Genomic DNA, 25,206 nt, shown 5'->3' with positions numbered 1-25,206 from the left:
CATATGAGCAGCGAAAGATTGATCTATCTGCCCCTCGGTGGGGCAGGTGAAATTGGCATGAATGCCTATGTTTATGGATACGGGAAACCCGGTAAGGAGCGGCTGATTGTTGTCGACCTTGGCGTCGCCTTCCCCGACATGGACACAAGCCCCGGCGTGGATCTGATCATCCCCGATATCGCCTGGCTTGAAGAACGCCGCGACCAGATTGAGGCGATTTTCATCACCCACGCCCACGAAGACCACATCGGTGCCGTGGCCCATACCTATGACCGCCTGCGCGCGCCGATTTACACGCGGAAGTTCACCGCCAATATCGCCAAGCGCAAGATGGACGAATACGGCCACCCCGACGATGCGGTGACCACCGTGGCCCCTTGGCCCCAACAAACGACCGTAGGGCCGTTCAAAGTGGGTTTCCTGCCCATGTCCCACTCCATCCCTGAATCGTCGTCGCTGGTGATTGATGTCGCTGGTGATCGCCTGATCCACTCGGGCGACTTCAAGATCGACATGACACCCGGTGTTGGTGAACCCTACGACCCCGAACTTTGGGCCGATGTGTCCAAAGACGGCGTCAAGGCGCTGATCTGTGACAGTACCAACGTCTTCTCGCAGCATGCAGGCCGGTCCGAAGCGACCGTCGGGCCAGAGATTGAAAAGCTGCTCGGCACCGCGCAGGGTATGGTCGTCGCGACGACCTTTGCCTCTAACGTGGCGCGTGTGAAAACGCTGGCGGATGCAGGCGAACGGGCAGGGCGGTCGGTTGTGCTGCTGGGACGTGCGATGAAACGCATGGTCGAAGCCTCGCTTGAAACCGGCGTGATGAAGGACTTCCCCCCGGTCGTGAGCCCGGAAGAAGCCCGCGGCATCCCGCGCGAGAACCTGATGCTGCTGGTGACAGGCTCGCAAGGGGAGCGCCGTGCGGCGTCGGCACAGCTGGCACGCGGCAAATACATGGGGCTGGAAATGAAGGAAGGGGACATGTTCCTGTTCTCCTCCAAAACCATTCCCGGGAACGAACGTGGCGTGATCAAGGTGATCAACGCATTCTCCGAGATGGGCGTTGATATCGTCGACGACAGCTCGGGTCTGTATCACGTATCGGGCCACGCCAACCGTCCCGATCTGGAAACGCTGCATGACGTGGTCAAGCCGCAGATTCTGATCCCGATGCATGGTGAGCACCGCCATCTGCGTGAACACACCAAAATCGCCAACGCCAAGGGGATGAAGGGTGTTCTGGCCGTCAACGGCATGATGATCGACCTGTCGGGCAACGAGCCCAAGGTCGTTGAATATGTCGACAGCGGGCGGACCTACCTTGATGGCTCTACCCAGATTGGCGCGATGGACGGCGTTGTGCGCGACCGTATCCGCATGGCGCTGAACGGCCACGTCACCGTGACCGTCATCATGGACGAGAATGACGAAGCCTTGGGCGATCCTTGGGTCGATGCCATGGGTCTGCCAGAGCAAGGTCGGTCCAAGACATCGCTGGTTGACGTGCTGGAAGCCGATCTGGCCCAGTTCCTTGGCCGTGCAAACGCCAAGACCCTGCGCGACGACGACAAGCTGCACGATGGGTTGAAGCGCACTGTGCGTCAGTCCGCCAACGATGAGATCGGCAAAAAGCCCGAGGTTACCATCGTGGTCAGCCGCCTAAGCTAATACGCTCTCACGCTAAATAGAAAACGCCGCGCAGCCCCCTGCGCGGCGTTTTGCGTTTGTGGGGGAAGGGTGTGGCGCGTCGGGGCTGCTGCAAGGCAAAGCGGTAGCCACAAAGAAAAAGGCGCAGAGGATGCTCTGCGCCTTTAATCGTTTCTGTCAGTTGGTGCGCGGGGTTATTCGCGACGCTCGGCAAAGCTTAGGCCGATGAACTCGGGCGTGTGATCGCCCAGACCGACGACGCGGTTGTCGTTGCGGTTGTTCTGCTGACGGTTGTTGTCATTGCGGTTGTTATCACCGCGCCCGCCACGGCCACCGCGACGGTTGTTGGGTTTGTCGTCCTGAGCGGCGTCTGCCTTTTGGGCAGGGGCTTTATCTGCGGACTCCTTGGCTGGTTTGTCCGACTTTTTGTCTTGCGGCTTTGCATCAGATTTGGCGTCCGCTTTGGCATCGGGTTTGTCAGCCTTAGGGCTGTCCGCCTGCGCCGTCTCTGTCTGTTCAGCGTCAACCTTAGCCGCATCAGGCTTTTTGCGGCTGCGCGTGCGGGTACGTTTGGGCTTTTCAGATTTGGCCGCCTCATCGGATTTCGCAGCGGGGGCGTCGGCTGTCTTGGCCTCTGCCGCGGGGGCCGCTTTTGCCTCCGAACCGCCCAAGGGGTTGTCGAGGCGCGGGATTTCGCGCTGTACCAGACGTTCAACGTCTTCGAGGTTCTTTTCGTCCCGCGGGACGCAGATCATGATCGCCTTGCCATCACGTCCCGCGCGACCCGTGCGGCCGATCCGGTGCACGTAATCCTCGGCATGAGAGGGCACGTCGTAGTTATACACGTGGCTCACCGACGGCACATCAAGGCCGCGCGCGGCCACGTCAGAGGCAACAAGGAAGCGCAGATCGCCGTTGCGGAACCCTTCCAGTGTTTTGGTCCGCTGGCTTTGATCAAGATCCCCATGGATCGGAGCCGCGTCATAGCCGTATTTTTTCAACGACTTAGCGACCGTATCCACATCCATCTTGCGGTTGCAGAAGATGATCGCGTTGGTGCATTTGTCGCCTTCGGCGTCGATCAACGCGCGCAGCACTTTGCGTTTCTCCGTCGCTTCGCGGTCCTTGCGCGAGGCTTTGAACATCAGCACGCCTTGCTCGATATTCTCGCTCGTGGTGGCCTGACGGGCCACTTCGATACGCTCTGGCGCAGAGAGGAAGGTGTTCGTAATCCGCTCGATCTCGGGGGCCATCGTGGCCGAGAAGAACAGCGTCTGACGGGTAAAAGGCGTCATCTGGAAGATGCGTTCGATATCGGGGATGAACCCCATATCCAGCATCCGGTCGGCCTCGTCTACGACCATGATCTTGACGTCCGACAAGATCAGCTTGCCGCGCTCAAAGTGGTCGATCAGACGGCCGGGCGTGGCGATCAAAACGTCAACGCCCTTGTCGATCAGCTTGTCCTGCTCTCCGAACGACACACCGCCGATCAGCAGCGCTTTGGTCAGTTTCAGGTGCTTGGTATAGGTGTCGAAGTTCTCGGCCACCTGTGCCGCCAGTTCCCGCGTGGGGCACAGCACCAGACTGCGCGGCATCCGGGCGCGGGCGCGGCCACGGGCAAGCAGGGTGATCATGGGCAGGGTAAAGCTGGCAGTTTTGCCGGTGCCTGTTTGGGCGATTCCCAAGACATCCTTGCCTTCAAGGGCAGGGGGGATCGCGCCGGCCTGAATTGGCGTGGGGGTTTCATACCCGGCCTCATCAATGGCTTTCAGGACTTTAGGATTAAGGTTTAGATCAGAAAATTTTGTCATGTGTGTCCGATGATAGCGGACATACACTTGGCCCGCGGCAGCATTCATGTCGGCCCGCATGGCCCAAGGGGCGGAGGCTCTCCGCGACATGTTCTGCACCCATTAACAAAGACTCCCCGTCGCGTCAAATGGATGCGCTAAAGCCCTGTGAAACGGGGGAAATGTGTTGCCAGTTGGTCGGGCAGCGCCAGATCAACCTCGCGTAGCAGCCCATGGTCGCGCAGGCGGCTGCGCAATTCCGGTGTATCTGCGCAGACTTCGTCGAAAAACGCGCGCAACCCGTCCTCTCCGCTTTCGCTCTCTATCATCGAGAAAAGGTCGTTGAGCGACAGACCGCCTTGGTCATGGGGGCGGTTGGGTCGCAGTTCGGGGCGGTAGCTGCCCTTGGTGACGCGGTAGCGGTAAGCGGCGATCCAGTCGTCCCATGTTTTCGCATGGGCATGGGCCAGCGTGATGTCGGGCGGGGCGTCGTGACAGTCCAGCATCTCGCCCTTTTGAAAGACGTTGTGGATGCGCAGATGCATATTCGGCAGCCCCGTGCGGACAAATACCTTGCCCGCAAGATGGCTGAGAAACCCGCCCTTCAAATAAGCGCCATAGGTCGGATAAAGCTCTGCCACAATGCGCGCGCGGTCGGGGCCGGCGGGGATGAACCCCTTGAACGCGGTCGGATCGCCTGAAAGCTGCTCCATCGGGCGGATGCGGGTGGCGGGCGCAGCTTGCGGGATATCGGCCAGAATGTCAGCGATCGGGCGGCCTGCTACCAGATACTCGTCAGCGTCCATGTGGATCAGCCAGTCCACCTCGCGGCGGCGGTTGTAGGCATGGGTCGCATTTGCCGTCTGGCGTTGCTGGTGGGCGTCTGGCCGGTCACGTTTGCGCTGCTTCCAATAGCGCGCGTCGCAGGTGATGACACGGATCTTGGGATGGGCGTCCAGATGGGCAAAGGCCTCGTCGTTGGGCGCATCCAGATAGATGTAAAGCCGCTGCGCGCCCGCCGCCAGATGATAGGCGGCGAACTGCAATATGTCGCGCGTCGGTGCCAGAATGGTAGAGGCGATGCCCCATGTTACATCAGTCATGGGGCCAGTTTGCGGTGCGTCGGTCGGGCTGGCAAGCCCAAGTCAGACCATCATTTCCTTGGTCGCGGTCAGGCGCACATCGGGGTAATCGCGGTCCACACGGTCGATATCCCATTGCAGCCGCGTCAGGTAAACGATGTCGCCATCGTGGTCATGGGCGATATGCTGTTTGTTGGCTTCTGTAAACTTATCAACGGCTTGTCGGTCACCGTTCACCCAGCGAGCCGAGGTGAACTGCGATTGTTCGAACCGCACCGGCAGCCCGTATTCCAGCTCGATCCGGCTGGCGAGCACTTCGAACTGTAGCTGCCCGACGACGCCCACAACAAAGCCCGAGCCGATGGCGGGTTTAAAGACCTTCGCCGCACCTTCTTCGGCGAATTGCATCAGCGCTTTTTCAAGGTGTTTCGATTTCATCGGATCGCCCGCGCGCACGCCCTGCAACAGCTCTGGCGCGAAGGACGGGATGCCACTGACGCGGATCGCCTCGCCCTCGGTCAGGGTGTCACCGATGCGCAGCTGCCCGTGGTTGGGAATGCCGATGATGTCACCGGCCCATGCTTCCTCGGCCAGCTCGCGGTCGGCGGCAAGGAACATCACGGGGTTGGTGACAGACATGGTTTTCTTGGAGCGAACATGGGTCAGCTTCATGCCACGGGTAAAATGGCCCGACGCCAGACGGACAAAGGCCACGCGGTCGCGGTGCTTGGGGTCCATGTTCGCCTGAACCTTGAAGACAAATCCGGAAACCTTTGGTTCTTCAGGTAAAATCTGTCTTGGCTCTGCCGATTGAATTTGCGGTTCGGGGCCGTAGGTGGCGATGCCGTCCATCAGTTCCTTGACGCCAAAGCTGTTGATCGCAGAGCCGAACCAGATCGGTGTCAACGACCCTTCGGCCATCAGCGCCGCATCCAGCGGCGGCATCAGCTCGCGTACCATTTCAAGGTCTTCGCGCAGCTTCTCTAGCAGGGCGGCGGGCACGTGTTCGGCCAGTTTCGGGTCATCCAACCCTTCGATCGCAATGCTTTCGGCGACCTTGTTCCGGTCGGCACGATCCATCAGTTCAAGCCGGTCGCGCAGGATGTCGTAGCAGCCGATAAAGTCGCGACCCACGCCGATGGGCCAGCTTGCAGGGGTCACATCAATGGCAAGGTTTTCCTGAATTTCGTCGATGATCTCGAAGACATCGCGGCTTTCGCGGTCCATCTTGTTACAGAATGTCAGGATCGGCAGGTCGCGCATGCGGCAGACCTCGAACAGCTTTTGCGTCTGGCTTTCCACGCCTTTCGCGCCGTCAATTACCATCACGGCCGCGTCAACGGCGGTCAGCGTGCGGTAGGTATCTTCGGAAAAGTCAGAGTGGCCGGGCGTATCCACAAGGTTAAAGCGGAAATTCGTGCCCTTGTTCATGAAATCGAAGGACATGGCCGAGGCCGAGACAGAGATGCCGCGGTCTTTTTCCATCGCCATAAAGTCAGAGCGGGTGCGTCGCGCCTCGCCCTTGGCGCGGACCTGACCGGCCATCTGGATCGCCCCGCCGAACAGCAGGAATTTCTCTGTCAGCGTGGTTTTCCCCGCATCGGGGTGGGAAATGATCGCAAAGGTGCGACGCCGAGCGATTTCGGCAGGCAAAGCGGGGCGGTTTGAGGGGGTATCCAACATGGATTGGCATATATCCACGCCCGTACACACGCGCAAGTCTGCTTGGATCAGGCGGGTGGTGGCATTTTCTTGGGGGTCGGCGCGAAACTGCGGTATGATGGGGGCAGATGAAACCAGAGGGGGTGTGACAATGGAATTGAAAGAGATCGCAGATGCGTTGGTAAAAGGCTGCCGCGAGGGCCACGAGGTGGCGAACCTTGATCGGCTTTACGCGCAGGACGCCGTGTCGGTTGAAGGGATGGACCACGGAAACGGGCGCGAGACGCAGGGTCTTGAGGGCATCAAGGGCAAGCATGCGTGGTGGGACAGCGCGATGGAGGTGACGCGTCAGAATGTCAGCGACCCGATGTTCCACGGCGATGACCGTTTTGCCGTCATCTTTGATGTTGCGGCGCGCGAAAAAGACAGCGGCACCGAGATGGAGATGAAAGAGGTCGCCATCTACCACGTGGCCAATGGCAAGATCGTGCGCGAGGAATTCTTTGGCTGATCAGCGCATGCTGGCGCGGCGCAGCAGTTCTGCCGCGTCGGGGCGGTCCAGCAGCGGTTCCGACACATCAAGCCCCGCATGGGGCAGGTCGGAATGGCCGGGGATGACATCGCCCATGGCGTCCGACAGCTCTTGCGGCAGCACGCCTTTGGTGCGGCTGTCGATCAGCATGGATTCCGCCGCGATGCCTTCGGCATAGATGATCTGGTGCCCGTCAAACAGCAGTTGGAAATAGTCGACAAAGCCGCCGTCCTGCACCCGTACCGTATCGCCGTTGACCAGATGGCGGACCTTGACCAGCAGCTCTGACCGGCCGGCGCCCAGACGGTCTTCGCGTTGGTAGATGAACAGGCGGTGATCGGGGCTGACGATCAGGTCATTGTCGTTGTTCAATGTGCCCGCGTTGATGCAGATCGGGGCGAATTCGCCAACCGCGCGCACGGTGCTTTGTCCGATCCAGCGGATCGCCTGCACACCGTCATCGCGGGTCAGGACCTTGTCCCCGACGCAGAGCTCTTCGATCGGGCGCTGTTCACCGGTGGCCATGGTGATATGCGTGCCGCGGGTGAAGGACACGCAAGCCACCTGCGCGAACTTCTGGCGCATCGTCTCGGTGTCGATGCCAACCAGCCGGTATTCCACTTTCGACGACAGCGCGCTGAGCGGGATGAGATAGATCGCTTCGGCATGGCCGTCATCGGCCACTTCGACCAGCAGGATCGCATCGTTGATCTGCCCGTCAGGCGACATGAAGGTCAGTGCGCAATCCAGATGCAGGGCGGCCCCGCTGGTGCCGGTTTGCGTATCGGGCGCGATCGACAGGCTGCCATCCGGTGCCGTCTGGATCGACAGGCGCACTGGTTCCGCCCCGTAGGACAGCTCGTACACATCATCCAGCAACAGTTCCGAGGCAAAAGACAGCGTGTCGCCCATATTCGCACCATCCGTCGCCGTGAATTGCGTCGCACGAAAGACAGGGACGCTTTGCGGAGGGGAAGGGCGGGGCGAGGTCATGGGGCGGGCCTTTGCGCGCGAAAGGTGAATGATATCGGGGTCGGCAGTCACACAACTGCGGGTGGTTCTTGTGTCCTTGCCATAGGATTGTGTCCCATTCGGGTCAAGCCTTTGGCCTTTTGCTGGCATTGTCCGCGAAGACAGTGCTACGACTTGCGCGAACACTAACCGGGAGAGATCGCTATGGATCTGGGAATCAAGGGAAAACGCGCATTGATTTGCGCATCGTCAAAGGGCCTCGGCCTGGGCTGCGCAGAGGCGCTGGCCGAAGCGGGTGTGGATCTGGTGATGAACGCACGCGGTGCCGCTGATCTGGAAACAGCCGCCGAACGCATCCGTCAGGACTATGGCGTCGAGGTCACCACCATCGCCGCCGATATCGCCACGGACGAAGGCCAGAAGCTGGTGCTGGAGGCCGCGGGCCAGATCGACATTCTGGTCAATAACGCAGGCGGCCCCCCCCCCGGCATGTGGAGCGATTGGGACCGCGAGGATTTCATCAAGGCGCTCGATGCGAACATGCTGGCCCCCATTGCGATGATCAAGGCGCTGGTGCCCGCGATGATGGACCGTGGCTGGGGCCGCGTCGTCAACATCACCTCGCAATCTGTGCGCGCGCCAATCGGCGTTCTGGGGCTCAGTAACTCCGCCCGTACCGGTCTGACCGGCTATGTCGCGGGCACCTCGCGTCAGGTCGCGGGCAAGGGTGTCACGATCAACAACCTGCTGCCCGGCATCCACGCCACCGACCGCGCCGATGCGCTGGATGGCGGTGTCGTCAAACAAAAGGGCATCACGCTGGAAGAGGCCCGCACCGAGCGCGCATCGACAATTCCAGCAGGGCGCTATGGCACGCGGCATGAATTCGGCGCGGCCTGTGCTTTCCTGTGCTCGCAACACGCGGGATTCATCGTCGGGCAGAACTTGCTGCTGGACGGCGGGGCGACCAATATCACGATGTAAGGGCGAGGGGCGGGCGCTGCGTGCGATGCCGTCGCGGCACGCGCGCCTACCTGACACATTTCATCACGTTTACGACAGACCGCCGCGCAACAGATAGCGCGGCGGTTTTTGCTAGGCTACCCATGGACGTTACTGTCCCTTTCAAAGGTATTCCCAGATGTCCCCCATTGTTCTGTTTGTCCTCTTCGGTGCCATCATCGCCGCAAGTCTGCTGGCCGCACCGCGCCGCGCCTCGGTCGAGGGGTTCTTTGGCGGGATGACGGCCCAAGGCGGCGCGCCGGGGCTTTGGACGCTGGTGCTCAGCCAGGTCACCACATGGATTTTCGCGCGCAGCCTGATGAACGCGGCGATCCTGGGATATTATTACGGCATCGCGGGCACGCTGGCCTATGCGGCCTATTACGGGTCTTTCCTGACCGGGGGCTTTATCGTCGGGCGTCTGCGCCAGAACGGTGCCATGTCGGTGCAGGATTGGCTGGGCGCGCGCTTTGGCGGGGCGGGCAATGCCTGCTATAATCTGGTCATCGCGCTGCGGCTCTTGTCCGAGGTGTTTGCCAATCTGCTGGTGGTGGGGCTGATCTTTAACGCCGTGCTGGCGGGTAGCGGCACGCCTGCGATCCTGATCGTGGCGCTCGTGGGGCTGGGCTATTCCGCTTGGGGCGGGCTCAGTGCTGCGCTGCGCACCGATGTGGTGCAGATGGTCGTGTTCCTCGTGGTTTTCGGTGTCGCCTTTGTGGCGCTGGTCGTGTCGCCCGGCTTTGATCTGGGGGCGGTTGTCACGGCACCGGGAACAGCAGGGGCCTATAACGGCTGGGTCTTGCTGGCCGTGGCGCTGTTGCAGGTGTTTTCCTACCCCGCGCATGATCCGGTGATGATGGACCGCGGCTTTATCGCCGACCCGGAGGTGACGCGCCGGTCCTTTCTGCATGCCTTCTGGATCTCGACCCTGTGTATCATCGGCTTCGGGTTCTTCGGCATTCAGGCGAGCCTTGTCGGTGCGGCCTACGAGGGCGAGCTGATCGGCACCTGGGCCACAATGTTTCCTGCGTGGGTGTTTGTGGCGCTGATGATTTCGCTGCTGGTCTCGGCGCTGAGCACGCTGGATTCCGCGCTCTCTTCTGCCGCGCGTCTGGTGGTCGAAGAGCTGAAGCTCGCACCGCGTAGCCTGAACGGCGGGCGGATTGTGATGTTGGGCTTTATGGCCGCGGGCACGGTGCTGACGCTCTGGGGCAATGCGACGCTGTTCGATGCGGTGGCCGTGTCGGGTACTGCGTCGATGTTCCTGACGCCGGTGCTGGTGGTCGGGCTGGTGATGCAGCGGCAGATCGCCCTATGGGCCTATCTGGCAGCCTTCGGGGCGGCGATGATCGGGGCCTTTGCCTATTTTGCCCGTGCGTGGCCCGCCTTTGCCGCGGTGCTGCCAGAGGGGCATAAATACGAACAGCTTTTGGTGATTTGTGTGGTCGTTCTGGTCGCAGGCTTCGCGGCGGTGCTTGCGGGCGCGCGGCGGGGCTGATAGCGGTCGATCCCGAGCGAATTGATCGGATTAGACTGCGCCCATGACTGAAGTGACTGACGTGCACCCGAGACTGGAAATCAAGAACCTGCAGCGCGCCTATGGCGGGCGGGCCGTCGTGGATGATGTCAGCCTGAAAATCATGCCGGGGCAGGTGACCTGTCTGCTGGGGCCATCGGGCTGCGGCAAGTCGACCACCCTGCGGATGATCGCCGGCGTCGAGATGCAGGACAGCGGTACGATCCACGTTGATGGCAAGCTGATCTGTGACACGGTTTTCCGCGTGCCCCCCGAACGGCGCGAGATCGGGTTGATGTTTCAGGATTTCGCGCTGTTTCCGCATCTTAGCGTGGCCGACAACGTGGGCTTTGGCTTGAAAACCGGCACCAAGGCCGAACGCCGCGCCCGTATCGAGGAACTGCTTGAACGTGTGGACCTGCTGCGATTCATCGACGGCTATCCGCATCAACTGTCAGGGGGCGAACAACAGCGCGTGGCGCTGGCGCGTGCCTTGGCCCCGCGGCCCAAGATCATGCTGATGGACGAGCCCTTCTCGGGTCTTGATAACCGGCTGCGCGATGACATCCGGGACGAGACTTTGGGCATCCTGAAAGAGGAAGGTACCGCCGTCTTGCTGGTCACCCACGAGCCCGAGGAAGCCATGCGCATGGCAGACGAGATCGCCTTGATGCGCGATGGCAGGATCGTGCAGCAGGGGGCCCCCTATAACGTGTATACGCGTCCCGTCGACCGCGCGTCGGTGGCGTTTTTCTCGGACGCGAATGTGTTGCGGGCCGAGGTGTCTGGGGCGCTTGCGCATACGGTCTTTGGCCGGTTTCTGGCCCCCGGCGTGCCGGACGGGACGCAGGTGGATATCGTGTTCCGCCCCCAGCATTTGCGCATCGACTTTGATCGAGCGGGCAAGGGGCCGTTGCCAACCTCGACCGATGGCACCGCAGCCCGCGCCGTTGTTGCGCGTGCGCGTTTCATGGGGAATGAGAAGTCTCGTGGAATTTGTCATGGACCATGACGGCAGCACCCTGCGCGCCACCGTGCCCAATGTCTTCTTGCCGCAGCCCGGAGCCGTCATGTGGCTGACTGTCCGCCGCGATCGTTGTTTTGTCTTTCCGGTGCATGCGGCAGGGTAGACCGCTGGCGGCTGCCCCTGTGGCACCGCGGGATGCCTTCGGCGAGGATTTAATCCATTTGGAAGGCGGGCGGCGCGGTGAATAGCGCGGGCAGCGGGTGTGTCGCCTCGATCAGGTCAAGCCGCAGGGTGGTATTTTGCCCTTTGGTTTCATCCCAACCTGACAGGGTCCAACTGCGCGCGGCATGGCTGAGCCTGTGGGGGTGGAGCACCAGCGTATCGAGCGAGCCATCGTCGGCGTTATAGACGATCCTGAGTTTCTGGCGCGCGCGGATTGCGGCGCGCAGCACGGGCAGATGCCCCAACCCCCGCGCGGCATTGGCGAAAGGGTGTTCGATGCGCTGCCAGTCCTGCGTTGCGGGCTGTGCGGTCTCGGGCAAGGCCGCATCGATTTTTTGCGCCAGAGAGGTCGCGGCGGCCTGTAGGTCGGGGTCGGTTGTTTCAAGCACAACGGCGAGGGCGAGTTGAAGCGCCTCAATCTCTTCGGGGGAGAGGGATAGCGGCGGCAGCACCGTCGCCGGTGTCAGCCGGTAGCCTGCGCCACGGGTGCCGGTGATCGCAACGCCCGACGCCTGCAGCCGCGCGATGTCGCGGTAGAGCGTGCGCAATGACACGCCCGCCGCCTGCGCCATATCCTCGGCCCGGTGAAGCTGGTGGTCGCCCAAGAGGGAGAGCAGGGAAAACAATCGGTCGCTGCGGCGCATGGTTTCTGTTTGCCACGCAGGGGGGCAGGGCGCAAGACAACTGCCAAAAAACTGTCAGGAGTGTTGGGGCGGTCGTCGGAGGGCGTAAATTTTGCGGGGCCACGCGGCGGGGGAAACGCTTTGGCCCTTCAAGCTGCCAGAGCAGGGGCCTAAAAAGAGACAGAGTTTACCGGCGGGGGCAGTCCCTCTGCCTCACATTCGGATTATGGAGTTGAGACTATGTTGAACAATATCGGCCTTCCGGGTCTTTTGCTGATTGCCGTTGTGGTGCTGGTCCTGTTCGGGCGCGGCAAGATTTCCAGCCTGATGGGCGAAGTCGGCAAGGGCATCACCAGCTTTAAGAAAGGCATCAGCGAAGGCGAAGATGATGTGAAAAACGGCGACAAGGACACTGCCGAGCTGAGCGATGACACCGTTGTTGTCACCGACACGAAGACCGACAAGGACCGGGTGTAAGCTCTCATGTTTGATATGGGGTGGTCAGAGCTGTTGGTCGTTGGCGTTGTCGCGCTGATTGTGGTGGGTCCCAAGGACCTGCCCGTGCTGTTTCGCAAGGTCGGCCAGTTTGTGGGCAAGGCCAAGGGGATGGCGCGCGAGTTCAGCAATGCGATGAATGATGCCGCCGATGACACGGGCATGCGCGAGATGTCGTCCAGTTTGAACAAGACGTTGAAAACCGCGACGAACCCGCTGGGATCGGCGATGGACGAAGTGAAATCAGCGACCAAATCCCTGTCCAAATTCGACCCCGAAAGCGAGACGGGCAAACTGGCCTCGCAGCGGGCCGAGGATGTCAAGAAGATCCAGGCCGCCACCGCCCGTGCCGGTGCCGAGCGCAAGCAGCGTGAAGCTACCGAAGCGCTGGCACAGGCCGACGCCGCAGAGGCCAAACTGGCGACACCCGCCGCCGCGCCGCAGATCGAGAAGCCGGCGACGAAAGCTCCTGCCAAGAAAGCGCCAGCCAAGAAGGCAGCTGCCGCCAAAGCGCCAGCCAAAGCCACGCCCGCGAAAAAGCCTGCCGCCAAGAAACCTGCCGCAGCGAAACCTGTGGCCAAGAAAGCCGCGCCCAAAGCGCCAGCGGCCAAAAAGAGTGACACATGAGTGCATCAGACGATATTGACGACAGCGCCGCCCCGCTGATCGAGCATCTGGCCGAGCTGCGCACGCGGCTGATCCATTCGGTGATCGCCTTTATCATCGGCATGGTGATCTGTTTTACCGTTTGGAATCCGATCTTTAACTTCCTGACAAATCCTTTGTGTTCGGCTATGGCCGAGCGCGGGCAGGAAGACTGCGGGTTGATCCTGATCAAGCTGCAAGAGGGCTTTTTCGTCGCCATCTCTATCTCTTTGCTGGGCGGGCTGGTTTTGGGCTTTCCCTATATCAGCTACCAGCTGTGGCGCTTTGTGGCGCCGGGCCTTTACAAGAACGAGAAGGGCGCGTTTCTGCCCTTCCTGATCTCGAGCCCGCTGATGTTCTTTTTGGGCGCGTCCTTTGCCTTTTATGTCGTGACGCCGCTGGCTTTCGATTTCTTCCTTGGGTTCCAGCAGGCGGGGACGCTTGTCGGCGAGGGGACGGATAACGCAGGCGGGATCGCGGCCATCGCGTTCCAGGGGTCGGCTCAGGAGTATCTGAGCCTGACGATCAAGTTCATCGTGGCCTTTGGCCTGTGCTTTCAGCTGCCCGTATTGCTGACCCTGATGGGTAAGGCCGGACTGGTCAGCGCCGAAGGGCTTGGCAACGTGCGCAAATATGCGGTGGTTGGTATCCTGGTGCTGGCCGCACTTGTCACGCCGCCGGATGTGATCACCCAAGGGATCCTGTTTGTTGTGGTCTACGGGCTTTACGAAATCTCTATCTTTCTTGTAGGGCGGGTTGAACGCAAACGAGAAGAGCAGCTGCGCGCAGACGGGTATTATGACGACGAATATGATGACCCGATCCTCGCAGAGTTCGAAGAGGATGAGGACGACCTGAAGTGAACCGTGACCCGATGGACCGTATTGCAGCGGCGTTGGAGAGGATGTCTCCTCCGCCGCTGAAAACCCCGGATTTTGATGTAGCGGGGGCCTTTGTCTGGCAGACAGGGCCGGACCATCTGGCACCGGTCGAAACGGTCAGCAAGGTTGATCTATCGCTGCTGGTCGGGGTGGATCGTGCGCGCGACACGTTGCTGGCCAACACGATGCAATTCGCCGCCGGTCTGCCCGCCAACAACGCCCTGCTGTGGGGCGCGCGCGGGATGGGCAAGTCGAGCCTTGTGAAAGCCGTGCACGCCCATGTCCGAGAGACGCACGAACGTCTGCGCATCGTGGAACTGCAACGCGAAGACCTGCCATCGGTGGGCCGTTTGCTGAGCCTGCTGCGCGGTGCGCGGCAACGGTTTATCCTGTATTGCGATGATCTGAGCTTTGGTCATGATGACGCGCATTACAAATCGCTGAAGGCGGTGCTGGATGGCGGGATCGAGGGGCGGCCAGAGAATGTCGTGCTTTATGCCACGTCGAACCGGCGTCATCTGATGCCCCGTGACATGATCGAGAACGAACGTGGCTCTGCCATCAATCCGGCCGAGGCGGTCGAAGAGAAAGTATCGCTGTCGGATCGCTTCGGGCTGTGGCTGGGCTTCCATCCCTGCGACCAGAAACAGTATCTGGATATGATCCGCGGTTATTGCGATGCTTACGGGGTCGAGATTGACGCCAAGACCCTGCACGCCGAGGCGATCGAATGGCAAGCGACCCGTGGCGCGCGGTCGGGCCGTGTGGCGTGGCAGTATTTCGTTGATCTGGCAGGGCGGCGCGGCGTCGCGCTTTAAGCGATAAGCGACCTTCGCAAAAGCAAGCGGCCCCGAATAGGGGCCGCATGTTAAAGCTGTTCCGTTTTCCAGTTGGCTTAGTTCAGGTAGGGCGTCGGATCGACGCTATCAAAGCCTTTGCGCACCTCGAAGTGAACGAATGAATCATCGCCCGGGCGCAGTTTGGCGATGCTCGCCCCTTTAGAGACGCTATCCCCTTTGGCGACCGACACATTGGCGACATTGGCATATACGGTCAGCAGGTTGTCAGGGTGGCGGATCACGACAATCGGCACGCCCTCGGCGCTTTTGGTGATCGCGGCGACGGTGCCGCTATCGGCGGCTTTGACCGCAGCGCCCGGTGTGCCCTTGATGTTGATGCCCTCGTTCTTGCCCTTGGAGTAGGCGCGGATGATGCTGCCCTGTACCGGGGGCGACATGCGGCCGGAAGAGGCGGGTTGCGTCGTCTTGCCCACATCGGCGACAGGCTTGGCTGCGGCGGGTTCGGGCTTTGGCGCGGCGGGCTTTTCGTCCACGGGCGGTAGCGGTTTCGCGGCGCTTGGCGGGGTCGGCGTTGGCGATCCGGTGCCGGGCAAGCTGGTCGTTGTCGGCGCGGTGGCCGTCGCGGCGGCTGGCACTGCAGCGCTGCGTTTCGGGGCGGCCTGCTGCGCCACGGGGATCAGCAGGAACTGCCCTTCGCGGACAGAGAAATCAGCGCCAAGCCCGTTCCATTCGGCCAGCGTTTCGACCGGCACGGCATAGAGACGCGCGATGGTATAGGCGGTTTCCCCACGTTCCACCTTGTGGCGCACAGGCTCGATCCCGGTCTGTTTCGCGGGGTTCTCGCGGGTGGTGGTCTGCGCCGAGGGCAGGGTGGTGGTCTGCACGCCGGGGGTGGCGGGCGCCCGGTTGATCGCGCCGCCTGCGATGGTCTGGATATCGACCGCTGCAGTGGTGATCGGACCGGTGCCCGACGCGCCAGTCGCGGGAGAGGGTTCGGCCACGCGGGTCGGTAGGGCGATGATCTCTCCCTTGCGGAGGGGGACAGTGGGGTCGATGCCGTTGTAGCGCGACAGGCTGCCCACATCGGCACCCACGCGGGTGGCCACGTCAGACAGCGTATCGCCACGCCGCGCCACGGCGACCTGATAGTTGGGGTAGGAAATCACGCCGCGGTTGTCCGGTGCGGGGCGTTCATCCAGCGGGCCGGTGGCTGCGTGGGCGGTGGTGAAACCGTCGCCAAAGCCGCCGCGCAAATCCATATCAAGGGGCTGTTCACAAGCGGCGAGCAAAAGCGCAGAGCTGCCCGCCAGTACCGTCAGCCTGAGGGTACGGGTCACGTTTGGTTGGGTCATCTGCTCGTCCTCGTCTTCGGTGCCGTCAGCGCCTTGGGTCCCCGTTCGGGCGGAGTTCCCCTTGCTATACTGCATTTAGCCGTCTTTTCCCAGCCCTTCAAGCAAGGGAACAAAGCGGACCTTGCGCAGCTCGTCATATTCCAGCCCGGTCTCGGTTTTGCGTACACGTATGAGGTGTTGAACCGTGTCCGACTGGCCCACGGGCACGACCATGATGCCGCCCACCTTGAGCTGGGCCAGAAGCGGGCCGGGGGGGTCTTCGGCGGCGGCGGTCACGATGATCCGGTCAAAGGGGGCCTGTTCGGGCAGGCCAAAGCTGCCGTCGCCTATGATCGCCGTGATGTTGGACAGGGCCAGATCCTCGAAGATCTGGCGGGCCTCTACCACCAGTCTGCGGTGGCGGTCGATGGTATAGACGCGCCGCGCTAGTTTGCTGAGGATCGCGGCCTGATAGCCTGATCCGGTCCCCACCTCGAGCACTTTGTCACGCGACGACACATCCAGCGCCTGCGTCATCAGCGCCACAACCGAAGGCTGGCTGATGGTCTGACCGCAGGCGATCGGCAGGGGCATGTCCTCGTAGGCGCGGGACGCAAAGAGGCCGCGGATGAAGGGACCACGGTCGATCTGCTCCATTGCGTTCAGGACACGCGCATCGGTGACGCCCTTAGAACGGAGTGCGTAAAGAAACTGCATCTTGCGTGTCGCGTCTGTGATGTCTTCTTCGTCGTTCATGTATTGATGGCTTTTAGCGCGTCAAATGTATCATGAGCGGTGAGGTCGGCGCGCATGGGCGTGACCGAGATATAGCCGTCAAGGTTCAGCGCCGCGTCGGTGCCGTCGTCCGTCGGGATCTGCTGGTCCGCGCCCTTGATCCACAAGAACCGCCGCCCCGAGGGCGACAGCTGCGGGATCGTGGAAAAGCTGGTATCGCGGCGCATCCCCTGGGGGGCCAAACGGATGCCCTGAACCTCTGCCGCTGCGACGGGCGGAAAATTCACGTTATAGAACAGACGGTAGCCATCCCCATGCGCCGGTGTCGCATCCAGAATACGGCGGATCACATCGGCCCCGTGGCCGGCGGCGGCCTCGAACGGATCATCCAGATCACGGTTGGCAGGGCCGTAATATTGCGACAGGGCCACGGCGGGGATGCCTTGCAGCGCCGCCTCCATCGCGCCACCGATCGTGCCGGAATAGAGCGTGTTTTCCGCCGCGTTGTTGCCGCGGTTCACACCCGACAGCACCAGATCAGGGCGGGCATCCAGCATACAGTCATGCAGTGCCGCCATCACACAATCGGCCGGGCTGCCCTCGACCGAAAAGCGCCGGTCGCTGACCTTTTCGACCATCATCGGCTTGGTGTAGCTGATGCAATGCCCGACGCCGGATTGTTCATAGGCGGGGGCCACGGTCCAGACCTCGCCATCGGGTCCGGCCAGGTCGGTGGCAATGCCCTGCAGGGTCTTCAGACCCGGAGCGTGAATACCGTCGTCGTTGGTGATCAGAATGCGCATAAATTCCCCTTTGCGCCTTGATAGGCGACGGGGCGCGGCGCGGCAAGGCAGGAGCCTTCACCGCATCATGTTTTAAGGCTGGGAAACAGCCAGTTGCGCCAGAATTTCAGCGGCTTGCGACTGTGGCGTGTTCAGCGCCTCACGATCTTCACCGGGGTGGAAACGCGCGCGTGTCGCGGTTGGCATGGGGGCGGGGGTCATGATGTGGACGCGCGGGCCGATTGCCACGGCTTCGGACTGCCAGCTTTTGGCCAGCGCGATCTGTGCGGCCTTGGTGGCCCCGTAGCTGCCAAAGAACTTGGTCGCCACGACCGGATCGTCAAAGAATACGGCCTGACCCGATTGCCCCAGCAGCGGTGCCACATAGGTGATCAGGGTCGAGGTGGCGGTGACGTTACAGGCGACAGATTTGGCCATGTCTTTGGCGTCGATGTGATCGGTTGGGGCCAAGGGGGCGGCATGGACAGCGGTGTGCAGCCAAAGATCAAGGCTGCCCCAGCGGTCATAGATGCCACGGCACAGGGTCGCCATCGCATCGGCATTGGTGATGTCCATCGGGGCCAATGTCGCGCTGCCGCCGCGGGACTGGATGCGGTCGTCCAGCTCTTCCAGGGCACCGGTGGTTTTGGCGACTGCAATGATGTGATGCGTGTCGCAAAGTGCTTCGGCCAGGGCGGCACCAAGACCGCGGGACGCGCCAGTGATAAGAGCTGTTTTTGTCATGGGGTGGCTTTGCCTGAGCCACCGCGCCCCGTCAAGAGGGGCGCGGCACCCGTGGTCATGTCGCGGGGCGTTTCACCCTTTGGGAAGTTTGAGCGTCACCGTGCGCCCGCGCTGCGCCAGAACCACGCTGTCGTCGCCAATGGCGGCGACGATGCCGTCGCTGATCTTGTCGTTCAATGTCACGCGGTGGATGCGTCCGCGGCCATCGCGGATCAACGCGCCGGGGTCGGTCAGGCTGCCGAAGGTCCCAATCAGGGCGAGCTTGGGCAGGGACGCCTGCTGCGTTGCCAGATTAAGTGTTTTCTGCGGGGTCGGAGTGCCTTTTTCGTCAGTCGACATGGGTGCCTCTTGCTGCGCTTAGGGGGGCAAAGAATGGTTAGACCGAGGGGCTAACAAAGCTGCCTGACAGCCGAAAGAGGGCGCGGGGGAAGCTGGCAAAGACTGGCTTGCACGTCGGCAAAGCTTTGCCAGCGGCACGGGGGTGCGAAATAGCAAAAGGGCGGGCGAGGGGTTGAACCCTGCGCCCGCCCTTGCGGAACTTGTCGCGAAGCGGCGGCTTTATTCGGCGGCTGGCTTCATCTCGAACCCTTGGTTGATCTGGTCGGCAGGGGTGACGGGGTAATCGCCCGAGAAGCAGGCATCGCAGTACTGAGGGCACTTGTTGTTGCGGCCCTTCTGCCTCGCCCACGGCGCGGTAAAGCCCGTCGAGCGAAATGAACTTGAGGCTATCCACTTGCAAATGCTCGCGCATTTCCTCTTCCGACATGGTGGCCGCCAGCAGCTTTTCACGTTGCGGCGTGTCCACACCGTAGAAACAGGGCCACGCGGTGGGGGGCGAAGCAATGCGGAAGTGGACCTCTTTCGCGCCGGCATCAAGGATCATCTCTTTGATCTTGCGGCTGGTGGTGCCACGCACAACCGAATCGTCGACCAGAATGACCCGCTTGCCCTTGATCAGCGCGCGGTTCACGTTGAGCTTTAGCCGCACGCCCATGTTGCGGATCTGCTCGGTCGGTTCGATGAAGGTCCGGCCCATGTACTGGTTGCGGATAATCCCCATCGCATAGGGAATACCCGATTCGAGGCTGAAACCGATGGCCGCAGGCGTGCCGCTGTCGGGGACGGGGCAGACAAGATCCGCCTCCACCGGCGATTCCTTTGCCAGCTCGCGCCCGATGGCTTCGCGGGTTTCATAGACCGAACGACCGCCAAGGATGCTGTCGGGGCGGCTGAAATAGACGTGTTCAAAGATACAGAAACGCGATGCGACACGGCGGAAGGGGAAATGGCTTTCGACGCCCGAAGGGGTGATTACGACCATCTCGCCGGGCTCGATCTCGCGGACGAATTCGGCGCCGATGATGTCCAGCGCGCAGGTCTCGGAGCTGAGCGCCCAACCGTCGCCAAGCTTGCCCAGAACCAGCGGGCGCACGCCCAAAGGATCGCGCACGCCGATCAGCTTGGTGCGGGTCATCGCCACGACCGAAAACGCGCCTTCGACACGGCGCAGCGCGTCTTCCATGCGTTCGGGAATGTTGCGTTGCAGGGACCGCGCCATCAGGTGGATGATACATTCGCTGTCAGACGAGGACTGGAAGATCGACCCGCGTTCAATCAGCTCGCGGCGCAGGGCGTTGGCGTTGGTGATATTGCCATTATGGGCAATCGCGGCACCGCCCATGGCGAATTCACCAAAGAAGGGCTGCACATCGCGGATCGCTGTCGGGCCTTTGTGACCAGAGGTCGAATAACGGACATGCCCGATAGACAGTTCGCCGGGCAGTGTCTCCATCACCTTTTGCGAGGTAAAGTTGTCGCGCACATAGCCGAAGCGGCGGGCGGACTGGAAACCGGCAGCGGGGTCATAGCTGACGATCCCGCCGGCTTCCTGACCACGGTGCTGCAACGCGTGCAGGCCGAGGGCCACAAAGTTCGAGGCGTCTGCAACGCCGATCACGCCGAACACCCCGCATTCTTCTTTGAGTTTATCCCCGTCATCTGCATCACGCAGATAGGAGGAATTAAACGGGTGTGCGGGGGGCATGATCTTGGACAACGGGGCAACTCCGAATCCGATGAAGGGATAGGGGCTATGTAGGACTTTGGGCGGGCCTTGTCACCCCGCCGTTACATTTTGCCCCCGCATATGCTGCGATGCAACATATGGCAGAAATGCAAACGCCCCCGAAAACGGGGGCGCATGTTTAACTTTTGGCAGCCTCAGTGGCGATTAGGCACCGCAGGCCCCAACCAACGCTTCGTAGCGGGTGGTGATCCAGCCCAATGCGGCTTCTGGGTTCTGCTCTTCGATCTGGCCGGTAAAGCGCCCGAAGACCTGTGCCGACCGGCTTTCGTCCACCATGGTGAAGGTCTGGCCGGTGATCACGGTGTCATAGACAAAGAACGCGATGGCAACCAAGAGGATGCCGCGCGCCACGCCGAAAAGAAACCCGAGCCCCTGATCCAGACCACCCAGAACAGAGCGCTGCACCAGCGACGAAAACAACGGGGTGAACAGCGAGACCACAATCAGCGCGATGGCAAAGACGATGGCAAACGCCCCGATGATCGATAGTTCACAACTGTCGGCAAGGAATTCGCCCACAACAGGGATCTCTGACACCAGCGGTTCAACCTGCGGCGCAAAAAGAAACGCAAGGATCGCGGCGGCAATCCAGCCCACGATGGCCATAAATTCGCGTACAAGCCCGCGGCCATAAGCCAGCAAAGCCGACAGAACGATGACAAGCGCCACAACCCCGTCAATGATGGTAAAACCTTCCATGGTCGTCTTGCCTTCCTTGAAGGGGCGGTTAGCCAGCCCCGAATATTTCGCCTACAAATCCGGTGAGATCGCTCATGGTGTTAAGCGTTATGCCGTTCTTGCCCACCGGTTTTCCGCCCGCGGGCGCGATGGCGCTGGTAAAACCAAGTTTTTGCGCTTCTTTCAACCTGTTTTCGGTCTGACTGGCGGGGCGTAGCGCACCGGACAGGCTGATTTCGCCGAAAACAACGGTTTCCGCGGGCAAAGCCACGTCTTCGCGCGCGCTGAGCAACGCGGCCGCGACCGCCAAATCCGCCGCAGGCTCCGAGATTTTCATGCCGCCTGCCACGTTGAGGTAAACATCAAGCCCCGCAAAGGGGATGCCGCAACGGGCCTCTAGCACGGCGAGGATCATCGCAAGCCGTCCCCCGTCCCAGCCCACGACCGTACGCCGCGCCTGCGAATGAGGCGACGGGGCCACAAGCGCCTGAAGCTCGCATAAAACAGGGCGGGTGCCTTCGATACCTGCGAAAACCACTGAGCCCGCGGCGGGTGTGCCGCGTTCGGACAGAAACAGCGCAGAGGGGTTGGTGACCTTTGCCAGCCCTTCGCCGGTCATCTCGAACACGCCGATCTCGTCTGCGGGGCCAAAGCGGTTCTTGACCGCGCGCAAGATGCGGAACTGGTGGCCGCGCTCGCCCTCGAAATACAGCACGGTATCGACCATATGCTCGACCACGCGCGGCCCTGCGATCTGCCCGTCCTTGGTGACATGCCCCACAAGAATCACGGAAACACCGCGCCGTTTGGCAAAACTTGTCAGCTCGTGCGCGGCGGCGCGGACCTGACTGACGGACCCGGGGGCGGAATTGACGTTATCGGCCCACATGGTCTGAATCGAATCGATGATGACCAGATCGGGCTTCACCTCTTCAAGCGTGGTCAGGATATCGCGCAGATTGGTTTCGGCGGCCAGTTGCACCGAGGCGTCGGACAGCCCAAGGCGCTGCGCCCGCATACGGACCTGCGCCGAGGCTTCCTCTCCGCTGACGTAGATTGTTTTCAAACCGCTGCGGGCAAAATGGGCCGCTGCTTGCAGCAAAAGGGTGGATTTCCCGATGCCTGGATCACCGCCCACCAGAATGGCAGAGGACGGCACCAGCCCGCCGCCCAAAACGCGGTCCAGCTCGGCAATGCCGGATTGGCTGCGGGGCGGGGGCGTGTCCTTGGTGGTGAGGTCGGTCAGCACCATCGCCGCGCCGCGACGGGTGCCAAGCGATTTGCTGGGCGGGCCGGATGAAATGCCCTTGTCCTGCTGGATCGTATTCCATTCGCCGCAGGCATCACAGCGCCCGGACCATTTGTTATAGGTCGCACCGCAAGCCGTGCACGAAAATGTAACGGGAGATTTAGCCATGCGTCTTTCTGGCCGAACAAACAGGAAACGTCAAAGCAAAACCTTGGTGCCCACGCGGGGTTACTCTGCTGCTTTGGGGGGCAGCTCTACCACGCGTGAATCGCGGGCCATTTCATCCGCCGATACGGTACGTTCGATTCCCAGTTCGGGCATGATCTCGCGCATTTCAGCGCGCAGGCGGTCCAGCTGTGCTGCGGCCACGCTCTCTTCCAGCTCGACCTCATGCAGCCAGTGCTTCATTTCCGAGGTGATGCCTTTGGCCTGATCCAGACGGCTGTTGAACAGGTTCACTTCTTCCTGACGTTGCTTGAGGAAATTGCGCGCGCGTTCGATTTTCTCGTCGGCATAGACGGTCGCCAGCTCTTTCGAGATGTGGCTCATCTGCGCGGCGACTTCCAGAAGGGCGGGTTCAAGCGTGCTAAGATCAGGGTGATCGCGCAGATAGGCCAGCCGTTCGCGGACCGAGTTGAATTCGGAGGACATGTGAAAAACGTCACCGCGATCCGCCGCATGCACCGCCCCGTAGGCGCGGGTGATGTCATCCATGTTCAGCGCAAATTTGCGGTGCGATGTCTCAAGCTGCATGATCCGGCGGTTGGTGGGGATGAAAAAGCAGATGCCCACGGCCAGAATGGTCAGGCCGATCTGCGCATACATCCCTGCATTCTCAACGGGTTGCCCGTCATAGTTGAGCGGTAGTTCGATCCATGCCCATTGGCCAAGCGCGGCCATAACGGTACAGACGGTGATCGCCACGGCGGCAACAGCGAAAACCGCGAATGCGAGTCTTTGAAAAAGATACTGAATAAGTGCCGTCAACGCGTTCATCTGTCTCACCTTGTGCTTGAGTTGCTGTTGTAAGCAAGAATATGCCGATGTTGGCAAAAGGCGAAGAAAATCTTGAAATTTCCGTAAATGAATCGATTTTACTTGAGAAATTCCGAGCAATTCTACCCAGACGGGTGGATTGGTCGCGTGAAAACGCCAGCCTGCTTAGGCGATTTTCTGCGCGCGGTGCCCGATAAACAGCGACGCGAGGATGCAGCCTGTGAACAGGTATAGCCCCCAAGCCGTCTCGATCCGCCCGATGCCGATGCCCTTTGATAGGGTCACATAAAGCGCGATCAGAAACACATCCGCCATCGCCAGTTTGCCGATTGCCTGCAAGACGGGCAGGGCACGCGGGCCGATCAGGCGGAACTGAACCAGCGTCAGGCCCACGGTCTTAACATAGGGCGCGACAAGCGCAAAAATCGCGACGATCAGCGCCAGAAACAGGTCGGTGTCCCATAGGGATTTCAGCCCGCTCAGGACAGAGATTTCGGTGAGCCCGAACAGCGGCAACACGCCCGCCCGCAATAAGGGCGCGGCCCATGCAACAGGGTAGAGGATCAGCAGAGACAGGTTTGCAATGCGCAGCAGCATATCAAAGCGGTCTGCGCGGAGGCGTGCCCCATCACTCCACATAGACCCGGTCATAGCGCGCGCCAAGCGCGGTCAGCACCTCGTAGCCGATGGTGCCCGCAAACCCGGCGACCGTATCAACAGACTGATAGTTCCCGATCAGCTGCAAATGCTCTGGCACCTCTGTCAGGCTGGTCACATCGACGGTGATCAGATCCATAGAGACACGGCCAACAACGGGCAGTTTGCGCCCTTCGTGGGTGAAAGTGGCCCCGTTGCCCAAGGCGCGGATCAACCCGTCGGCATAACCCGCAGCAACGGTGGCGACCAATGTCGGGCGGGGGGCCGTCCAGGCGCAGCCATAGCCAACGGTCTGGCCCGTGGCGACTTCGCGCACCTGAATGACAGGCACATCCAGCGTCACCACCGGCATCGCATCGGCGAAGGGCAATCCGCCGTAGACCCCGATGCCCGGGCGGGTCAGGTCAAAGTGGTAGTCACGGCCAAGCATGATCCCCCCCGTCGCGGCCAAGGATCGTGGCACATTCAACCCATCCGTCATCTCGCGGAAGGTCTTGAGCTGGCGGGCATTCATCGGGTGGTTCGGTTCATCCGCGCAGGCCAGATGCGACATGATCAAGGTCGGGTTCTGCGCCAGGGCGATGTCGCGCAGCGCGGCCCATTCCGCGGGGTCCATGCCAAGGCGGTTCATGCCGCTGTTCAGCTGCACCCCGAAACGATGGCCGGGCAGGGCTTCGACATGGGCGATCATCTGGTCGACCGAATTGATCATCGGCGTCAGGGCCGCGCTCCGGATCATATCGGCGTCACCGGGCATATGCCCCGCAAAGACGTTGATCGCAGGGCCGGGCCCCAACACGCGACGCAGGGCCACTCCCTCTTCCGCGACAGCGACAAAGAACTTGCGCGCGCCTTGGGCGGCGAGAACTGGCGCCACGCGGTCAATGCCCAGACCATAGGCATTCGCCTTGATCACGGCACCGGTGTCGCAGCCGGTCATTTTGTTCAGCGCCTGCCAATTGGCGGCAATCGCATTGAGGTCGATAGAGAGGGTGGCTGTTGTCATGGGATTTGTTTTGACCGTATGCCCGCCAAGGTCAAGCCACGAGCAAGGCCACCGGCCAATAATCCCTCGCCTTGCGGGGAGCGGGACGGAATGTTTGGCC

The 25,206-nt window shown here is 61.4% G+C and carries 23 protein-coding genes and 2 pseudogenes; 9 read left to right on the top strand and 16 right to left on the bottom strand.

Annotation, left to right across the window (positions count from 1 at the left end):
* Nucleotides 1–3: 3 nt before the first annotated feature.
* On the top strand, nucleotides 4–1,671 hold the full coding sequence (locus tag SJY36_RS09750; protein WP_064215545.1) for a ribonuclease J: 1,668 nt from the start codon (nucleotides 4–6) through the stop codon (nucleotides 1,669–1,671).
* Nucleotides 1,672–1,844: 173 nt separating this feature from the next.
* On the opposite strand, the gene SJY36_RS09745 is transcribed toward SJY36_RS09750, so the two are convergent.
* The 3 genes from SJY36_RS09745 to SJY36_RS09735 form a co-directional block, all read right to left on the bottom strand.
* A complete protein-coding gene (locus SJY36_RS09745; protein WP_288960914.1) occupies nucleotides 1,845–3,464 on the bottom strand; it encodes a DEAD/DEAH box helicase in 1,620 nt (539 codons plus the stop codon).
* A 137-nt stretch (nucleotides 3,465–3,601) separates the two neighbouring features.
* Nucleotides 3,602–4,546, bottom strand: coding sequence for a glycosyltransferase family 2 protein (locus SJY36_RS09740; RefSeq protein ID WP_386174636.1), 945 nt, complete (start codon nucleotides 4,544–4,546; stop codon nucleotides 3,602–3,604).
* 42 nt (nucleotides 4,547–4,588) lie between these two features.
* Nucleotides 4,589–6,208: a peptide chain release factor 3 gene (locus tag SJY36_RS09735; RefSeq protein ID WP_005853943.1), complete on the bottom strand. Its 1,620-nt coding sequence runs from the start codon at nucleotides 6,206–6,208 to the stop codon at nucleotides 4,589–4,591.
* Nucleotides 6,209–6,338: 130 nt separating this feature from the next.
* On the opposite strand from SJY36_RS09735, the gene SJY36_RS09730 reads away from it, so the two are divergent.
* A complete protein-coding gene (locus SJY36_RS09730; RefSeq protein WP_386174633.1) occupies nucleotides 6,339–6,698 on the top strand; it encodes a SnoaL-like domain-containing protein in 360 nt (119 codons plus the stop codon).
* Here SJY36_RS09730 and SJY36_RS09725 read toward each other — a convergent pair whose 3' ends face one another.
* On the bottom strand, nucleotides 6,699–7,712 hold the full coding sequence (locus tag SJY36_RS09725) for a Hint domain-containing protein (protein WP_005853939.1): 1,014 nt from the start codon (nucleotides 7,710–7,712) through the stop codon (nucleotides 6,699–6,701).
* Between the two features lie 183 nt (nucleotides 7,713–7,895).
* Here SJY36_RS09725 and SJY36_RS09720 point away from each other — a divergent pair, with 183 nt between their 5' ends.
* The 3 genes and pseudogenes from SJY36_RS09720 to SJY36_RS09710 all read left to right on the top strand — a co-directional run bounded on the left by SJY36_RS09720 (nucleotide 7,896) and on the right by SJY36_RS09710 (nucleotide 11,339).
* Nucleotides 7,896–8,675, top strand: coding sequence for an SDR family oxidoreductase (locus tag SJY36_RS09720; protein ID WP_386174630.1), 780 nt, complete (start codon nucleotides 7,896–7,898; stop codon nucleotides 8,673–8,675).
* Nucleotides 8,676–8,832: 157 nt separating this feature from the next.
* Nucleotides 8,833–10,191 carry a sodium:proline symporter gene (locus SJY36_RS09715; protein WP_037964191.1) on the top strand — a complete coding sequence of 453 codons (1,359 nt, stop codon included), beginning with the start codon at nucleotides 8,833–8,835 and terminating at the stop codon, nucleotides 10,189–10,191.
* A gap of 43 nt (nucleotides 10,192–10,234) precedes the next feature.
* A pseudogene (locus SJY36_RS09710) lies at nucleotides 10,235–11,339 on the top strand (ABC transporter ATP-binding protein).
* Between the two features lie 49 nt (nucleotides 11,340–11,388).
* Here the strand turns inward: SJY36_RS09710 and SJY36_RS09705 are convergent.
* The gene (locus SJY36_RS09705) at nucleotides 11,389–12,042 is read right to left on the bottom strand and encodes an HTH domain-containing protein (protein ID WP_168591959.1); all 654 of its coding nucleotides are present in this window, start codon (nucleotides 12,040–12,042) and stop codon (nucleotides 11,389–11,391) included.
* A 219-nt stretch (nucleotides 12,043–12,261) separates the two neighbouring features.
* Here SJY36_RS09705 and SJY36_RS09700 point away from each other — a divergent pair, with 219 nt between their 5' ends.
* Genes SJY36_RS09700 through SJY36_RS09685 form a run of 4 tightly spaced genes read left to right on the top strand, consistent with a single transcriptional unit; the run spans nucleotide 12,262 to nucleotide 14,860 of the window.
* On the top strand, nucleotides 12,262–12,498 hold the full coding sequence (locus tag SJY36_RS09700; protein ID WP_005853930.1) for a twin-arginine translocase TatA/TatE family subunit: 237 nt from the start codon (nucleotides 12,262–12,264) through the stop codon (nucleotides 12,496–12,498).
* Between the two features lie 6 nt (nucleotides 12,499–12,504).
* The gene (tatB, locus tag SJY36_RS09695; protein ID WP_386174626.1) at nucleotides 12,505–13,143 is read left to right on the top strand and encodes a Sec-independent protein translocase protein TatB; all 639 of its coding nucleotides are present in this window, start codon (nucleotides 12,505–12,507) and stop codon (nucleotides 13,141–13,143) included.
* Nucleotides 13,140–14,024, top strand: coding sequence for a twin-arginine translocase subunit TatC (gene tatC, locus SJY36_RS09690; protein WP_005853927.1), 885 nt, complete (start codon nucleotides 13,140–13,142; stop codon nucleotides 14,022–14,024). The genes tatB and tatC overlap by 4 nt, the downstream gene beginning before the upstream one ends.
* The gene (locus tag SJY36_RS09685; RefSeq protein ID WP_386174623.1) at nucleotides 14,021–14,860 is read left to right on the top strand and encodes an ATP-binding protein; all 840 of its coding nucleotides are present in this window, start codon (nucleotides 14,021–14,023) and stop codon (nucleotides 14,858–14,860) included. Before tatC ends, SJY36_RS09685 begins: the two co-directional genes overlap by 4 nt.
* A gap of 77 nt (nucleotides 14,861–14,937) precedes the next feature.
* On the opposite strand, the gene SJY36_RS09680 is transcribed toward SJY36_RS09685, so the two are convergent.
* The 11 genes and pseudogenes from SJY36_RS09680 to alr all read right to left on the bottom strand — a co-directional run bounded on the left by SJY36_RS09680 (nucleotide 14,938) and on the right by alr (nucleotide 25,106).
* A complete protein-coding gene (locus SJY36_RS09680; RefSeq protein WP_005853923.1) occupies nucleotides 14,938–16,194 on the bottom strand; it encodes a LysM peptidoglycan-binding domain-containing protein in 1,257 nt (418 codons plus the stop codon).
* A gap of 75 nt (nucleotides 16,195–16,269) precedes the next feature.
* A complete protein-coding gene (locus tag SJY36_RS09675) occupies nucleotides 16,270–16,929 on the bottom strand; it encodes a protein-L-isoaspartate(D-aspartate) O-methyltransferase (RefSeq protein WP_005853921.1) in 660 nt (219 codons plus the stop codon).
* A complete protein-coding gene (gene surE, locus SJY36_RS09670) occupies nucleotides 16,926–17,711 on the bottom strand; it encodes a 5'/3'-nucleotidase SurE (RefSeq protein ID WP_037944447.1) in 786 nt (261 codons plus the stop codon). The genes SJY36_RS09675 and surE overlap by 4 nt, the downstream gene beginning before the upstream one ends.
* A gap of 72 nt (nucleotides 17,712–17,783) precedes the next feature.
* Nucleotides 17,784–18,434, bottom strand: a complete 651-nt coding sequence (locus tag SJY36_RS09665) for an SDR family oxidoreductase (RefSeq protein ID WP_009824837.1) — start codon at nucleotides 18,432–18,434, stop codon at nucleotides 17,784–17,786.
* A gap of 72 nt (nucleotides 18,435–18,506) precedes the next feature.
* Entirely contained in the window at nucleotides 18,507–18,773 is a 267-nt protein-coding gene (locus SJY36_RS09660; protein WP_005853915.1) for a hypothetical protein, read from the bottom strand.
* Between the two features lie 219 nt (nucleotides 18,774–18,992).
* Nucleotides 18,993–20,478: pseudogene (purF, locus tag SJY36_RS09655) on the bottom strand (amidophosphoribosyltransferase).
* A 186-nt stretch (nucleotides 20,479–20,664) separates the two neighbouring features.
* On the bottom strand, nucleotides 20,665–21,219 hold the full coding sequence (locus SJY36_RS09650) for a CvpA family protein (protein WP_005853908.1): 555 nt from the start codon (nucleotides 21,217–21,219) through the stop codon (nucleotides 20,665–20,667).
* 28 nt (nucleotides 21,220–21,247) lie between these two features.
* A complete protein-coding gene (radA, locus tag SJY36_RS09645) occupies nucleotides 21,248–22,615 on the bottom strand; it encodes a DNA repair protein RadA (protein WP_386174618.1) in 1,368 nt (455 codons plus the stop codon).
* Between the two features lie 60 nt (nucleotides 22,616–22,675).
* Nucleotides 22,676–23,443 carry a DNA repair protein gene (locus SJY36_RS09640; protein ID WP_386174615.1) on the bottom strand — a complete coding sequence of 256 codons (768 nt, stop codon included), beginning with the start codon at nucleotides 23,441–23,443 and terminating at the stop codon, nucleotides 22,676–22,678.
* A gap of 165 nt (nucleotides 23,444–23,608) precedes the next feature.
* A complete protein-coding gene (locus SJY36_RS09635; protein WP_386176487.1) occupies nucleotides 23,609–24,082 on the bottom strand; it encodes a paraquat-inducible protein A in 474 nt (157 codons plus the stop codon).
* Nucleotides 24,072–25,106, bottom strand: a complete 1,035-nt coding sequence (gene alr, locus SJY36_RS09630; protein WP_278374630.1) for an alanine racemase — start codon at nucleotides 25,104–25,106, stop codon at nucleotides 24,072–24,074. Before alr ends, SJY36_RS09635 begins: the two co-directional genes overlap by 11 nt.
* Nucleotides 25,107–25,206: the final 100 nt, after the last annotated feature.

It is taken from the genome of Sulfitobacter sp. R86518, assembly GCF_042466275.1.
In the GTDB taxonomy this organism is placed as follows: domain Bacteria; phylum Pseudomonadota; class Alphaproteobacteria; order Rhodobacterales; family Rhodobacteraceae; genus Sulfitobacter; species Sulfitobacter pontiacus.
This window is presented reverse-complemented; position numbering and strand designations above follow the sequence as displayed.